The 14,751-nt window shown below is 51.5% G+C and carries 5 protein-coding genes; all 5 read left to right on the top strand.

The genetic code is table 11. The annotated features are described in order from the left end of the window. The first annotated feature begins 121 nt into the window (after positions 1 to 121). The 5 genes from BMW65_RS21260 to BMW65_RS21240 all read left to right on the top strand — a co-directional run bounded on the left by BMW65_RS21260 (position 122) and on the right by BMW65_RS21240 (position 14,737). Positions 122 to 3,112, top strand: coding sequence for a sensor histidine kinase (locus BMW65_RS21260; RefSeq protein WP_090608709.1), 2,991 nt, complete (start codon positions 122 to 124; stop codon positions 3,110 to 3,112). Position 3,113: 1 nt separating this feature from the next. Then, positions 3,114 to 3,899 (top strand): LytR/AlgR family response regulator transcription factor, encoded by a 786-nt coding sequence (locus tag BMW65_RS21255; RefSeq protein ID WP_090608707.1) that lies wholly within the window; start codon positions 3,114 to 3,116, stop codon positions 3,897 to 3,899. Positions 3,900 to 4,198: 299 nt separating this feature from the next. Continuing rightward, complete coding sequence (locus BMW65_RS21250; protein WP_143053963.1) at positions 4,199 to 12,052, top strand: MBG domain-containing protein; 7,854 nt, start codon at positions 4,199 to 4,201, stop codon at positions 12,050 to 12,052. A 28-nt stretch (positions 12,053 to 12,080) separates the two neighbouring features. Further along, positions 12,081 to 12,974 (top strand): PorP/SprF family type IX secretion system membrane protein, encoded by an 894-nt coding sequence (locus BMW65_RS21245; protein WP_090608703.1) that lies wholly within the window; start codon positions 12,081 to 12,083, stop codon positions 12,972 to 12,974. A gap of 389 nt (positions 12,975 to 13,363) precedes the next feature. Further along, on the top strand, positions 13,364 to 14,737 hold the full coding sequence (locus tag BMW65_RS21240) for a hypothetical protein (RefSeq protein ID WP_090608701.1): 1,374 nt from the start codon (positions 13,364 to 13,366) through the stop codon (positions 14,735 to 14,737). Positions 14,738 to 14,751: the final 14 nt, after the last annotated feature.

The following is a 14,751-nucleotide window of genomic DNA, read 5'->3' as shown; positions in this document are numbered from 1 at the left end:
ATCATAATTACATAATCAAAAATCTGCTTTTGTAGTACAGGTGCGTCCTATCTATGCCATACTCTTTGCTGGGTTAACTTGCTTGCTTCTTGCCGTTCGTGGTTTTGCGCAACCTATCCCGATGACCTACCGGAGCCTCTCTGTATCGGACGGTCTCCCACAGTCGTATATCAGTGGCATTGCCCAAGACAACGAAGGCTTCATGTGGATTGGCACGCGTGATGGGCTGGCCCGCTACGACGGGCGCAATTTCAAGCAATTTCGGCACGACCGGATGGATAGTGCTTCCTTGACGGGCAGTATCATCAGTAAATTTTCGTTAGACCGAGATGGCTTACTCTGGATCCGCTACGGCAATGGGGGAGATATAGATATTTTGGATGTGCAGACAGAAGAGATTATGCACCTTACCTCGCTGCCGCCTTATCGCATGTTGAAGGACAGCCTAAAGCAGGATAGCCCTATTTTGAAGGACAACTTAGGGCGACATTGGATGCTTAGTAAGACCGGCGAGCTTTTTGTTGTCGATCTCCGGGGCTATCGGCTTATCCGTTACGATGCGGCCTCCTTGCTCCGTTTATTCGGAGAAAGCCGCATCAACGGCATGGCGCAGGTTGGTGATGATTTTCTCCTGATACTCGACGAATCCATGGTGTATATAGACAGCCGGTTCCGGATGAAGGCTCGTATTGTGTTCGGGTTTGACGATCCTCGCCTGTATGATCCGGATGTGTGGTGGAAAGACACTTCGCCCACTGTCCGGTCAAACGGAGATATGTTGATCCCCGATGACAGCAGGCTCATTTTATACAGCAAAAAAAGGGCGGACTTTATGGTGTTTCCATTGCCGGCAAAGGAATATTATGTCCAACCTACCATATTGCTGGATGCAGAAGAAAATTTTGTGATCGCCCACAACAACTATACATTCTACCTCGACCGTTCCAACCAGCTGACCGTACTGGATACAGGCATGGTCGATGTGGACTACCGGAAGACTGCTATGTGCCTCGATCGGTCCGGCGTATTGTGGGAAGGGTCCAATGGCTGGGGTATCCGGCAGTTGGACATTTACCTTAAACAGATGCCTGCGCAACGGTATACCAATAATAGCTTTCCCGTCGATATCTTACTTGACCAGGGGGTGGAAGCACATGTCATCGAGCAGACGTTTCTCCATGGGATGAATGCTTACCTCATGCGGTGGGCGCGCAGTGGGGACGGTCGGATGTGGTTGGCCAAAGCCGGTGTAGAGCGTGTGGAAACACCCGATTTGTTGCGCTATTACAATGGAGTTCTTCAACGGGAAATGTATGTGTATAAAAACAAATCGACCGAAGCCAATCAGGGCATCGATGCGCTGGCGTTGGCACCTTCCGGAGAACTTTGGGGGCTCGATCATCTCTTTCGGCCTATCCACTTTGATACGGTCCGTCATATCGCGACTGTCCGCGAACCGATCCAACATCGATATGCTCCGGACCAGCAGACGGAAATCGGCGGGATGGTGATGACTGATGACGATACGTTCTGGATATGCAACACGCTCGGGCTCCTCTGTTATAACCTTAAAACGGAGAAAGTCACGCACTTTTTCAATAAACGGCCGGCAATCCATCTGTTGACGATACAACAAGACCCAAACCATCCCGATATCCTTTGGTTGGGTACTTATTCGGATGGCATCATCCGTTTTGATACGCGTTTGCAGACCTATCGGCTTTTCAGTATGCGCGATGGCTTGCCCAATAATACCGTGTATGCCATTTTACCCGGAAGGGATGGCCTGTTGTGGTGCAGCAGCAATAATGGTATCTTCTCGATTAACCCGTCGACAGGCCATGTAAACAGGTATACACCACAGGGTATCAGCCCATTGATTGAGTGCAACCGGTTCCATTATTTCGCCTTTCCCAATGGTCAACTGGCCTTCGGTGGGACTACATCCTATACCCATTTTGCCCCGGAGGACATGCGTGATGATAATTTTGAGCCAAATACGATGCTGACGGACATCCTCATCAACAATAAACCAGCAGGCTATGGCGATCCGGCGTTGCCGTTGGCGCAGCCGATCAATATGCTACAGACGTTGACGCTGCCGTACTACCAGAACTTTCTTTCATTCGAGTTTGCCGCACTGCAATTTAATGCTCCGGAAAAATTACAATACCGTTATATGCTGAAGGGGCTCGATACGGATTGGGTAGTTGTGGGCAATAAAAACAATGCTACCTATACAGGCATCCCCCCTGGCAGGTACATATTGCTCATCAATGCAAGCAATACTTCGGGCAAATGGAGCAGATATGTAAAACGATTGACGATTGTGATTATGCCACCTTTTTGGAAGACGTGGTGGTTTAATATAATTGCGGCAATGGCTATTGCGGCGCTGGTTTTGGTCGCTCTTAGCCTGCGGTTGCGGGCTATCCGTAGAAAAGATCAGGAACGTATGGCTTTTGAACGGGAGGCAATGGAATTGAAAGCACGTGCACTTCGCTCCCAGATGAACCCACATTTCATCTTCAATTGCCTCAATTCCATCAAAGCGCTCATCCAGCAAGAGGAAGGTGGCGCTGCGATAACCTACCTGACCATATTTTCGAAATTGATCCGCAACCAGCTAAGTAACAGTCAACAAGAAATTACTTTGCAGGAGGAACTGGATACCTGCCGGTTGTATGTACAGATGGAAGCATTACGATTTGGCAACAAACTTTCCTGTTCGTTTGAGACAGACCCCGATCTGAATCTCAAGTTGATCCGTGTACCGCCCCTCATCATGCAGCCGTTCGTTGAAAATGCAGTTATCCATGGAATCCTGCCCAAAGAAGGTAAGGGGAAAATCACCATGACAGTAAACCGGCGAGGGAACGACGTCGTATGTCAAATCGATGACGACGGCGTCGGCCGCAGACAGTCTGCTTTGTTGAAGATGAAACGGAGGTCACGGCATGAATCCAAGGGCATGATATTGGTGGAACATCGCCTGAAACTGCATAATACACTTAACCGTCACAATATCGGTATCGCTATCGAAGACAAGATGGATAAGCAATGCTTGGCGACCGGAACTTGTGTGTCTTTGATCTTTAAATCACGCCTATGATATGATACGAACCCTAATTATTGACGATGAGCCGCACTGTGTGACGGCACTACTGCATGACATAAACCGTCTCTGTCCGCAAATTGAAGTGATTGCAACCTGTAACTCAGCCAAAGAAGGTATGCTGGCTATTGTGGAGCATCGGCCCGATCTGATTTTCCTCGACATCGACATGCCCGTCATGGATGGGTTCGAGTTATTGGAAGCCTTGAAGGAGGACCGCTGTCACTTTCAGGTGATTTTTACCACGGCATATGACGAATTTACGCTGAGAGCCATAAGGGTGAATGCGATGGACTACCTGCTTAAACCGGTCGATGGTACTGAGCTTACAGAAGCTGTAAGTCGGGTATCAAAATACTTAAGGGAAAATACCAGTCAAGCAACACGCATTACCAGTTTGCTGCAATTGCTCCGGACAACAGGCGATCAACAACGAATTGCGCTGCCAAACCGCAATGGCTATGAATTTATCGATACCGATGATGTTCTCTATTGCAAGGCAGATGGAGCCTACACTCAGTTTGTGTTGGTTGATGGACGTAAAATACTTATTTCCAAATCATTGAGTGAAATTGGGCACATGTTGCCCGACCCATATTTTATACGGATACACCACTCATCCATGGTGAATATAAGGAAGATCAGCCATTTCAAAAAATTCAAGACCAGCGTAGTAGTAATGTCAGATGGTGAGCACTTGAACGTGTCGCGGTCTAGAAAAGATGAACTCTTGTTGAAGATGGGAGTAAAGTCAGTAACAGCAAATAAAGATTTTCATAAGTAGATAACAAGTAGATAAAAGCCCCTGGTACACCGCCCGGTATGCCGGGGGCTTATTTCATTAAAGAGCAAGGTTTCAAATCAAAGACGGATCAGGAGTCCAATTACAGGTGCTGTTTGAAAACACCCAACCATAAACCATAATTTCCCAACCACCAATCGGTCATTGTGCACCTGTACGATGCGCTTTATTTTCGTTTCATGATAGTTGGCAACGGTGCTGGCTGCATATATCACAACGTTCGATAATTTATGAACCTACATCTATGCTATGGCCGATTGGCTGCCATTAAGGTACGCTTTATGGCAATTTTATTACCTGTGCTACTCATCCTGGCAGCGTTTAGCCTGCGTGCGCAGGAACTAGACTCTCCACCCACTATACGTTATGTAAAAGTAGGTGGCCAAGGCTCCGGATTTTCGTGGGGGGACGCCTCAGGCGACCTGCAGGCGATGATCGACCAGTCGGATCCGGGGGATGAGGTGTGGGTGGCCACGGGCGAATACAGCCGGGCAGCAACAGGCCAATCCTTCTCCATGAAAGAAGGGGTGAAAATATACGGTGGTTTTCCCGCCGGCGCCACCAGTAGTACAGGCATGGAACAGCGTGATTGGAAGGCGAATGAAACCATACTAAAAGGCAACAGCGCAAGCGTGGTGCGTAATGATCGGAATGGACTTACGCCTGAGGCGGTGTTGGATGGGTTTATCCTTACGGGTGGCTTATCGGCTAGCGGTGGCGGTGGGGTGTATAATGTGAATGTGAGCCCTACCTTCCGGAATGTCATCATCCAAGGCAACGCAACTACAGAGCTTGGTGCGGGCGGCGGGATGTTTAATTATGGTGCGAGTCCGGTATTGGAGCAGGTGATCATCCGCAGCAATCATTCGGATTATAGTGGAGGCGGGATCTGCAATTCAGAAGACAGCAGTCCCATCCTTACCCATGTGTTCATTACCGGTAATACCGCTGATGGCGACGGAGGTGGAATAGCAAACTTGAATAAAAGCAGCCCACGATTGACGAACGTGATCATCAGCGAAAACGGAAGAAACAGCCCTATCACGGGAAATGGAGGCGGGATGTACAATTCAGAAGATTGCACTCCTATCCTCACCAACGTGCTTATTGCCAACAACGTGGTCAACGGCAATGGTGGTGGAATAAGCAATGTGAATAGTGGCGCTCCGCAACTGACGAATGTAACCATTGCAAGCAACAGGTCTAACTCCCAAAATGGCGGTGGCGGGATGTATAACGGCAGTCCCTCCGACCCTGTATTGGTGGTCAATAGCATCGTGTGGGGAAATACCGCTAATGGAACATCTGGACAGGGTATTGTCGGGTCAATCGACGCCAGTTATAACTTTATACAGGGAGTGGCTGGCATCAGCACGGATCCGCTATTTACGGATGCGGCCGGGGGTAATTATACTTTGCAACGGAGCAGTCCGGCCATCAATGCGGGCGATCCGCAGACCAATGTTCCGGCTGATGCGGTACAGGCCGGTGAAACGGACTTAGCGGGCAATCCGCGGATCGCAGGCGGCCGTATCGACCTGGGAGCGTACGAGTGGCAATTGAGACAGCAGACATTGACCGTAGACGGGCTGGACGACGAGGGTAACCTTCATGCTACCTACGGGGACGCCGATCTGATGCCGACCGTTCACACAACATCGGGTAAACCGGTTACGCTGAATTTGCCGTCTGAAAGTGACGTTGCAACCATCACCGGGGATGGTAAAATCCATATCGATAATGCCGGAACCGTAGCGCTCACGTTCAGCGTCGAGGGTGACGACGAGTATGGTCCGGCGTCGTTGACCGTAACCTTGCAGGTCGTGCCCAAAGCGCTGATCGTAACAGCAAAAAACGCGGCGAAGACATTCAATGACATGGCCTATAACGGCGGCAACGGCGTGGATTACGTAGGATTCATTGACGGAGAGGGGGTAGCGGTGCTGAACGGTGAGTTAACTTACGGAGGCGAGGCACAGGGCGCGGTAGATGTAGGTACCTACCGCATCCTGCCAAGCGGGCTTACAGCCCGCAATTACGCAATCACCTTTGTTGCCGGTACGCTGACGGTCGTACAGCCCGAAGATGTTGACATCCGCTACGTGAAAGAAGGCGGTACGGGAAGTGGTCTGTCGTGGCAAACCGCCTCCGGCGACCTGCAGGCGATGATTGACGCCTCCGAGACGGGCAACCAGGTGTGGGTGGCCTCGGGTGGTTACCGGCGGGCAGCAAGCGGCCAATCCTTCTCTATGAAGGAAGGCGTGAAAATATACGGCGGTTTTCCCGTGGGAGCTACCAAAGGTACAGGGATGGAAGAGCGTAATTGGAAAGCTAATCAAACCATATTAAGAGGCTACAGCGCAAACGTGGTACGTAATGAGAACAATAACCTCACCGCCATCGCCGTGCTGGATGGCTTTACGTTGACGGCCGGTTCATCGGCTACCGGTGGCGGCGGTGTATATAACGAGGGTGTGAGCCCTACCTTCCAGAATATCATCATCGAAAGCAACTATACAGATGCCGATGGGGGCGGGATGTACAATTCGGCAAGCAGTCCTATCCTTATCCAGGTACTCATTACTGACAACAATGCTACTGGCAACGGTGCAGGAATAGCCAATATAGGTGGCAGCAACCCGAGGCTGACAAGCGTGACCATCAGCGAAAATACCACGTCCACAGGTGATGGTGGTGGAGGAATGTACAACTCCGCAAGCAGTCCCCTTCTTACCAATGTGCTCATTGCCGACAACAGTGCTAATGGCGGTGGAAGTGGTGGCGGATTGAACAATGTGAATGGAAGCAATCCGGAGCTCACAAACGTGACCATCGCCAGAAACTGGGTCAACGGTTTGAATGGTGGCCGCGGTGGCGGTGTGTATAACGATGATACTTCTACACCTGTATTAGTCAACAGCATCGTCTGGGACAATACCGCAAATGGCTCATCTGGGTTGGGAGGCGTAGTCGGTCCAATGCAGTATACGTATAGTGTGATACAAGGCGTTGTTAGTACCGACCCGCTGTTTACGGATGCGGACGGACTCGATTATACCTTGCGGTGGGGCAGTCCGGCCATCAATGCGGGCGATCCGCGGACCAATGTCTCGGATGACGCGGTACAGGTAGGTGATACAGACTTAGCGGGCAACCCGCGGATCATAGACGGCCGTATCGATCTGGGAGCATATGAGCAGCAGTGGAAGTCACAGACTCCGACCGTTGATGGGCTGGACGGCGACGGAAAACTTCGTGCAACCTACGGCGACGCTGATTTTGTGCCTGATGTAAACACGGAGTCGAATGCACCGGTCACGCTGGGTCTGCCATTCGAAAACCAGGTTGCAACCATCACCGAGGATGGTAAAATCCATATCCTGAACGTGGGAGAGGTAGAATTGCGTATCGACATAGAAGGCAATGAAGAATATGGCCCGGCCTCGTTGACAGTAAACTTGTTGGTCGTGCCCAAAGCGTTGACAATAACGGCAAAAGATGCTACGAAGACCTTCAACGGCTTGGCTTACAACGGCGGCAACGGAGTGGATTACGATGGGTTCGTTGACGGAGACGGGGTAGCGGTGCTGAACGGTGAGCTGACCTACGAAGGCGATGCACAGGGGGCGGTCGATGCCGGTACATTCTCTATCCTGCCAAGCGGGCTTACTGCCAGCAACTACGCCATCACATTCGTTGCCGGCACACTGACAATAGAACCACCTGAGCATGTTGAAATCCGCTACGTGAAAGAAAACGGTACGGGAAGTGGTCTGTCGTGGCAATTCGCTTCGGGCGATTTGCAGGCGATGATCGACGCCTCGGATGCAGGTAACCAAGTGTGGGTGGCCACAGGTCAGTATCAGCCCGAGGCAGGCGAGTCGTTTTCCATGAAGGAGGGGGTGAGGATATACGGTGGTTTTCCAAACCTGGGCAATCCGGGCATGGAAGACCGGGATTGGTCGCTCCACAAAACGATATTGGTGGGCAACGGCAACAGCGTGGTGCGCAATGATAACAATAACCTTACCGCCGCCGCTGTATTGGACGGGTTTACCATCAGATCAGGAAGGGGCGCTGCTAACGGCGGAGGCATCTATAACCGCGGAACTTACAACACGCATATCTCCAGGCCGACCCTGTCGAATCTGGTCATTGAAGGCAACCATGCGTCTACCTATGGGGGAGGTGTGTACAACGAAGCGGCCAGCCCGGTATTGACCAACGTACTGATAAGTGGCAACATCGCTGCTTTCGGTGGGGCAATGTATAATTACGATGCTTCCAGCCCTGTGTTGGTGAACGTAACTATCAGCGGTAATCACGGTGGCATACGCAATGTTTCCGCCGGATTTAATGGTACGCAGGAATGTAGTCCGACACTCGTCAATACCATTATCTGGAACAATAGCTATCCCGTTACGGGATCCACCCCTCCGCACAGCTTTTCGATTGATAACAGCGGCAACAGCCGTGGCAGGGTTGGCATTTCGTACAGCCTCATTGCCAACAGCGGTGGAAGCGGCGGCGGTTGGGTAGCGGAAATCGGCGATGACGGAGGTAACAACCTGGATGCCGACCCTTTATTTGAGGGTCCTTTGGAGCCGCCAGCACTTTTGTCAAGTCCAACGGTACCCGGAGGTGATTATGACCTGAATGCAGGTAGCCCGGTGATTAACAAGGGCGACCAGCAAACCAACAACGTTGGCTATACGGTGCAAGCCGGGGATTTCGACCTCGCTTTTAAAGACCGCATAGTGGGTGGCCGTATCGACATGGGTGTGTTCGAGCGGTCATTCAGTAAGCAGGACATTGTGGTGGACGGATTGGAAGCAGACAACCTGTATCGTATCTACGGCGATGAGGATTTCGTCCCGGAAGCCACATCGGGTTTGCCTGTCGCCATCAGCCTTCCTGAAAATACCGTAGCACGCGTCGTGGACGGAAAAGTCCATATCCTGTCGGCCGGATCGGTAGGTGTCACGTTCAGTGTGGAAGGCAATGACGTGTACGATCCGGCTTCGTTGACCGTAACCCTGCAGGTAAGCAAAAAACCTTTGACGGCCACCCTCGGCAGTGATCCCGCGATTACCAAAGTGTATGAGGGCACGGTCATCGCTACGCTTGCACAGGCGAACTACATCCTTGATGGCGTAGTCGAAGGCGACGAGGTGATGGTGAGCGGCAAGGCGGAATACGAAGACCCCAATGTGGGCGAAGACAAGGAGATTACGGCAACGGACTTCGTCCTTAGCGGTACGGACGCAGGCAATTACACCATCGCCGAGGATATCCAAATGAGCACCAAAGGCAGTATCACACCGGCTATAGCCACACTTACGCTTTCAGGGCTTACACATATCTACGACGGCACGGCCAAGGTTGCAACGGTGATCACCGATCCGGTAGGGCTTACAGGGGTAACGGTCACCTACGATGGGGAAACCAAGCTTCCGGTTTCGGCTGGTAAATACAAGGTGGTAGCCATGTTGGAGCATGGCAACTACGAAGCGGAGCCGGTGGAAGATATATTGGTGATTGGCAAGGCCACAGCCAAGCTGAACTTATCGGGTCTTACACATACCTACGATGGTACGGGCAAGGTAGCGGCAGTGACCACCGATCCGGCGGGGCTTACAGGGGCAACCGTCACCTACAATGGGGAAACCACGCTTCCGGTATCGGCAGGCCGCTACGAAGTGGCAGCCATGTTGGAGCATGATAACTACGAAGCGGAGCCGGTGAAAGATATACTGGTAATTAACAAGGCCAAAGCCCAACTTAGCTTATCGGGCCTTACACATACCTACGATGGTACGGGCAAGGTAGCGACGGTGACCACCGATCCGGCGGGGCTTACAGGGGCAACCGTCACCTACAATGGGGAAACCACGCTTCCGGTATCGGCAGGCCGCTACGAAGTGGCAGCCATGTTGGAGCATGATAACTACGAAGCGGAGCCGGTGAAAGATATACTGGTGATTGGCAGGGCCACATCGGTAATTACCTGGAATACGCCGACAGCCATCACGCATGGCACGGCATTAAGCGACGTGCAACTGAGTGCCATCTCGGCGAATGATATTGCAGGTGATTTTGTATATGAGCCGGGCATTGGCGAGGTGCTGGACATCGGCGACCATTGGCTGAAGGTGAGGTTCACCCCGACGGATATTGCCAATTACCTTACTGCCGAGAAAACGGTGGTACTCACTGTCACCGACAAGTTGGTACCGGTTGTTACCTGGAACACACCGGATGCCATCACCTACGGTACGGCACTGAGCGAAGTGCAGCTGAATGCCACGGCCGATGTGGAAGGTAGCTTTACGTATTCCCCAGCTGCGGGAGCGATGCTTCCGGCAGGCACCCACACGCTAAAAGTGACCTTTGTTCCGACGGATGCAAACTACGCAATCGTCAACAGGGAGGTGACCCTAACGGTGGGTAAAGCGGAGGCTACAATTACTTCGGAAACGAAGCAAACACGTGTCTATGACGGATTGACCGGAAGCGTACAGGCGACGCTAAACCACGATGAAACAATACTGAAATACAGTCCGCAACAAGGCTATGTCAATGCGGGCAGTTATGTCGTCACGGTCACCGCGGAAGAAACGGCTAACTACAAGGCAGCGGAAAAAGAGGTGACGCTGGAAATTACCAAGGCTATGGCCAAGCTGACCCTGTCGAATTTGGTACATACCTATGACGGCAATGCTAAAGCAGCTACGGTGGCCATTAATCCCGCAGGGCTTACAGGTATAGTGGTTACCTATAATGAAAAAACGGCACTTCCGGTATCCGCTGGCAGTTACAATGTAATGGCCACATTGGACAACGCGAACTATGCGGCCGAAGCGGTGAATGGCACGCTTGTGATCGGCAGAGCCACGCCCGTCATTATCACTGGAGACACACCGGACGAAATTACCTATGGTACGGCGCTTGATGAAAGTCATCTGGACGTTGCAGCGGATATAGACGGTACCTTCACCTATGTCCCCGAGATAGGTACGGTGCTTCCGGCGGGTAAGAATACGATTCAAGTGACCTTTACTCCAAAGGATGACCTGAATTATATCACAACCACGGTAACAGTTGAACTGACGGTGAATCGGGCCGAAGGTGTATTACAGGGAGAAGCCACGCAACTCTTTATGTACGATGGGAAGCCAAAGGAATTAGCGGTGCGTTTGAATCACGCGGAGTCCGAACTGGTTTACCTTCCGCAACGTTTCTATACGGATGCGGGTACATATACCGTGACGGTAAGCGCGCCACAGACCCAAAACCATAAGGCAGTAAACAACGTGTTTACGCTCCGGATAGAACCATCATGGCGATCGCTGGACTTCCCCGAATTAACGGAAAAAGTATACGGCGATGCAGACTTTGACCCCGGCGCGGTGTCGAGCAGTGGGGAATCGGTGCGTTACACAAGCGACGATCCATCGGTGGCGGAGGTTGTGAACGGGCAGATACGCATCAAAGGTGTGGGTACTGCTCTTATTTCAGCTACCGTGCCGGAGAACACAAATTATGAAAATAGACCGGAAGCATCACAAGTCCTGACGGTACGCAAGGCTGCGCAGGTGATCACATTGGAAGTACCGTTGGAAATACGGCGTGATGCGGGAACCGTGCCATTGACAGTACGTTCCAGTAGCGGCCTGCCGGTGAGCCTTTCAGTCGATGACGGGCAGGTGGCGACGTTGGAAGAAGGCCCCGTGCTGCGCATCCATCGGTTGGGTACGGTGCACATCACGGCCACACAGATGGGTGATGTCAACCACGAGGCTGCCGAACCAGTAACGGTGGCGTTGCGGGTGGTGGATAACTCGCTGAATCTCCCTGTACGGGTGCATCCGGTAGTTTCGCCGAATGGCGATGGAATAAACGAGTTCCTGATGATAGAAGGTATACGGGACTATCCCGAAAATAAGGTGAAGCTGTTTAATCGCAATGGCACCATTATATATGAAGCCAAAGGCTACGACAATGATCAGGTAGCTTTCCGGGGCATAGGTAGCAGGCAGTTGAAATTGCCCGCCGGGACGTACTTCTACATCTTGGAAGTACGGGTAGATGGCAGGACGGAATACGAGAAGGGATATTTCATATTGGGATATTAAGGGAGGCAACAGACATTAGACATTAGATATGAGAAAGTTATTATTGGTAATGACAGCGATAGCGGCTGTAACACTGACCGCTTCCGCACAGCAACCTTTGACACCCATTGGCTATGGACAGTTGCGTACTGCATTGAATCCGGCTACGAGCCTGATGCATGCGGAAGGGGAAGTATCGTTCATCGGGCGTAGGCAATGGGTGGGCGTAACGGGGGCTCCTGCGGTGTTTTGGGGCAGTGGACATATGGGATTCAGCCAATCGCGCGCGACGGCTGGCCTGAACATGCGCCATGAAAGTCTGGGAGTCGAAAAACTGTCGGAAGCGAGCGTTTTTTTTGCGAAGTCGGTTCGAATATCACATAGCGAATATATTGGTGTATCACTAAATGCTGGATTGAACTATCTGGACGGGCGGTTCTCACAGTTGGATCCGATGGATCCCGCATTCCGCGAGGACACACAGGAGACGGATGCGTTGGTTGGATTCGGGGTGGTGGTTTTCCGTCCAGAACGGTATTACGTGGGTGTGTCGCTGCCCCGGCTGATGTTTAGCAGTTTGGGGATTGGCAAAGGCAACCGCTACAACTTCCGCAACGTGTACCACTTGACAGCCGGGGCGTTGTTTGGTTTGGGGGCTGACTTCCATGTACGTCCGTCGTTGTTGGTGACCTATTCGGAGAGCCTGCGTCCGCAGGCCGAAGTGTCGGCGATGGTATTCGTAAAAGAGGCTTTCGGATTGGGATTAAATGTGCGGAGCTATGGTGAAGTGGCGGGCATGATGCAATTCAATATAGGCGGTTTTGGTCTGGGTTACAATTATCAATTCAATCCCAGAAATGAACCATTGAACCGGTATATCAATAATGCCACACACGAATTAGGAATCAGCTATCGTTTCGGAGCGCGGGCTGGACTACTTTGATGGGTGGATTTTTGAACGGATCCCGGATATTGGTCGGTATTGGTTACACCGAAAGAAGTGGTTTGGATTAGAAAAAGTGTCTTGCGGGTTTTTTGCTTTGGCTTTGAAAATAGCGAGCTTTTGGCGTAGACCCTGTCGGTCTATCAATAAGTCGATCATCCGTGATACCTAGTGCCCGTTTGATCGGCTCGATTTTGTTCCTACTAACGTCAATGTCTGCAGCTTGATAAAGCTAATTATCCGAGCACTTCCAAATGCGACCTGAACGGTGAACATGTAAACGGCTGCCTCTTCTCGTTTATAACCCCAAAACAACCAACCATAAACCCTGACTGCCCAATCGCCAGCCTGCCATTGTACAGCTACGCGGTGTACCTTATTTTCGTTTGATGGCAATCAGCGTCAAAGAAATGGCCCTACATCTATCCGATGGCAGTCGGCAGGCAATAAAGGCTGGTTTTTCAGTTTTATTAAGACTGCTGTTGTCATTTGCTGTGTATGGCGTACATGCGCGGCCGTCTCCAACCCTACACGATGTGAAAGGAGATGGCAGGAGCGGCAATATCGACCCGGATGGAAACAATATCCTCTATGTAAACCGTAATGCTTCCGATAGCAACGGTAGGGGCAATTCATGGGGTAATGCCATCCTTGAACTGGCGGATGCGCTGCGTTGGGCACGTGAACGATGGGGAACGGCCGGTGCCGGTGCTCCCTGGAATGAGACAAAGCCACTACAAATATGGGTGGCAGCAGGTGTCTACAAACCGTTATACCATGCCGGGGATGGCCAGTATACGATTGATGGTGGACGCGACAACGCCTTTGTATTGGTGCCTTATGTAAAGGTCTATGGGGGATTCCCTGTGGACACTGTCGTTGCTGATACAGGCCTGGAAAGCAGGGACTGGAATGCAAACAGGACCATCCTGAGTGGTGATTTCAATAATGATGATCAATATGACGAAGCGGTTGGATGGGTGGTCGGTGGCAACGAGGAGAATGCTTATCACGTAGTCGTTTCGGCGGGTGCCGTCGGCACGGCGGTATTGGATGGTTTTACGGTGACGGGGGGCAATGCAGATGGAAACGGGAGGACTGTCCTTCAGGTGAACAGGTCGCACATAAATAGAACACAGGGCGGCGGGATAGTCAACCAGGATACTGCTCCCATTTTGGCTAATCTGATCATCAATGGTAACAGTACGGTGGGCAGTGGCGGTGGAATGGATAATTGCCGCTCTTCTCCGGTGCTTACTAATGTGACTATCAGCGGCAACCTGGCAAACCACGGGGGTGGAATGGCTAATGCATTTCACGCTGCACCGATCTTGGCCGATGTGACCATCGCGAGCAATTCGGCAGTAAATGACGGTGGCGGTATATACAGCACGGATACTGCTTGTCCGGTGCTGAATGGTGTAATCATCAGCAATAACCTGGCAGGTGGCTGCGGCGGTGGGATGAGCATCCATACCGATGCAGGCCCGGTATTGACGGATGTATCCATCAGCGGTAACGTGGCGGAAAAGGGTGGGGGACTATTTAATGCGTCCAATGCTTCGCTCAGACTGACCAATGTAGCCATTAAAGACAACTCGGCAGCAAACGGCGGTGGAATATATGTGACTGACCCCAGCGCCTCCATGGCGCTGGCTGGCGTAATCATAGAGGGCAATTCGGCATTAAACGATGATGGTGATACAGCGGTTATTGGAAATCCGGATACAGCGGCGAGCAGTGTGCATTGCAGGAATCGATGAAAAGATTTAAAATA

It is taken from the genome of Parapedobacter koreensis (assembly GCF_900109365.1).
GTDB classification, from domain to species: domain Bacteria; phylum Bacteroidota; class Bacteroidia; order Sphingobacteriales; family Sphingobacteriaceae; genus Parapedobacter; species Parapedobacter koreensis.
This window is presented reverse-complemented; position numbering and strand designations above follow the sequence as displayed.

Coding starts and splice junctions, on each gene's coding strand:
- BMW65_RS21260 (WP_090608709.1), top strand. CDS start 122: ATGACCTACCGGAGCCTCTCTGTATCGGACGGTCTCCCACAGTCGTAT.
- BMW65_RS21255 (WP_090608707.1), top strand. CDS start 3,114: ATGATACGAACCCTAATTATTGACGATGAGCCGCACTGTGTGACGGCA.
- BMW65_RS21250 (WP_143053963.1), top strand. CDS start 4,199: ATGGCAATTTTATTACCTGTGCTACTCATCCTGGCAGCGTTTAGCCTG.
- BMW65_RS21245 (WP_090608703.1), top strand. CDS start 12,081: ATGAGAAAGTTATTATTGGTAATGACAGCGATAGCGGCTGTAACACTG.
- BMW65_RS21240 (WP_090608701.1), top strand. CDS start 13,364: ATGGCAATCAGCGTCAAAGAAATGGCCCTACATCTATCCGATGGCAGT.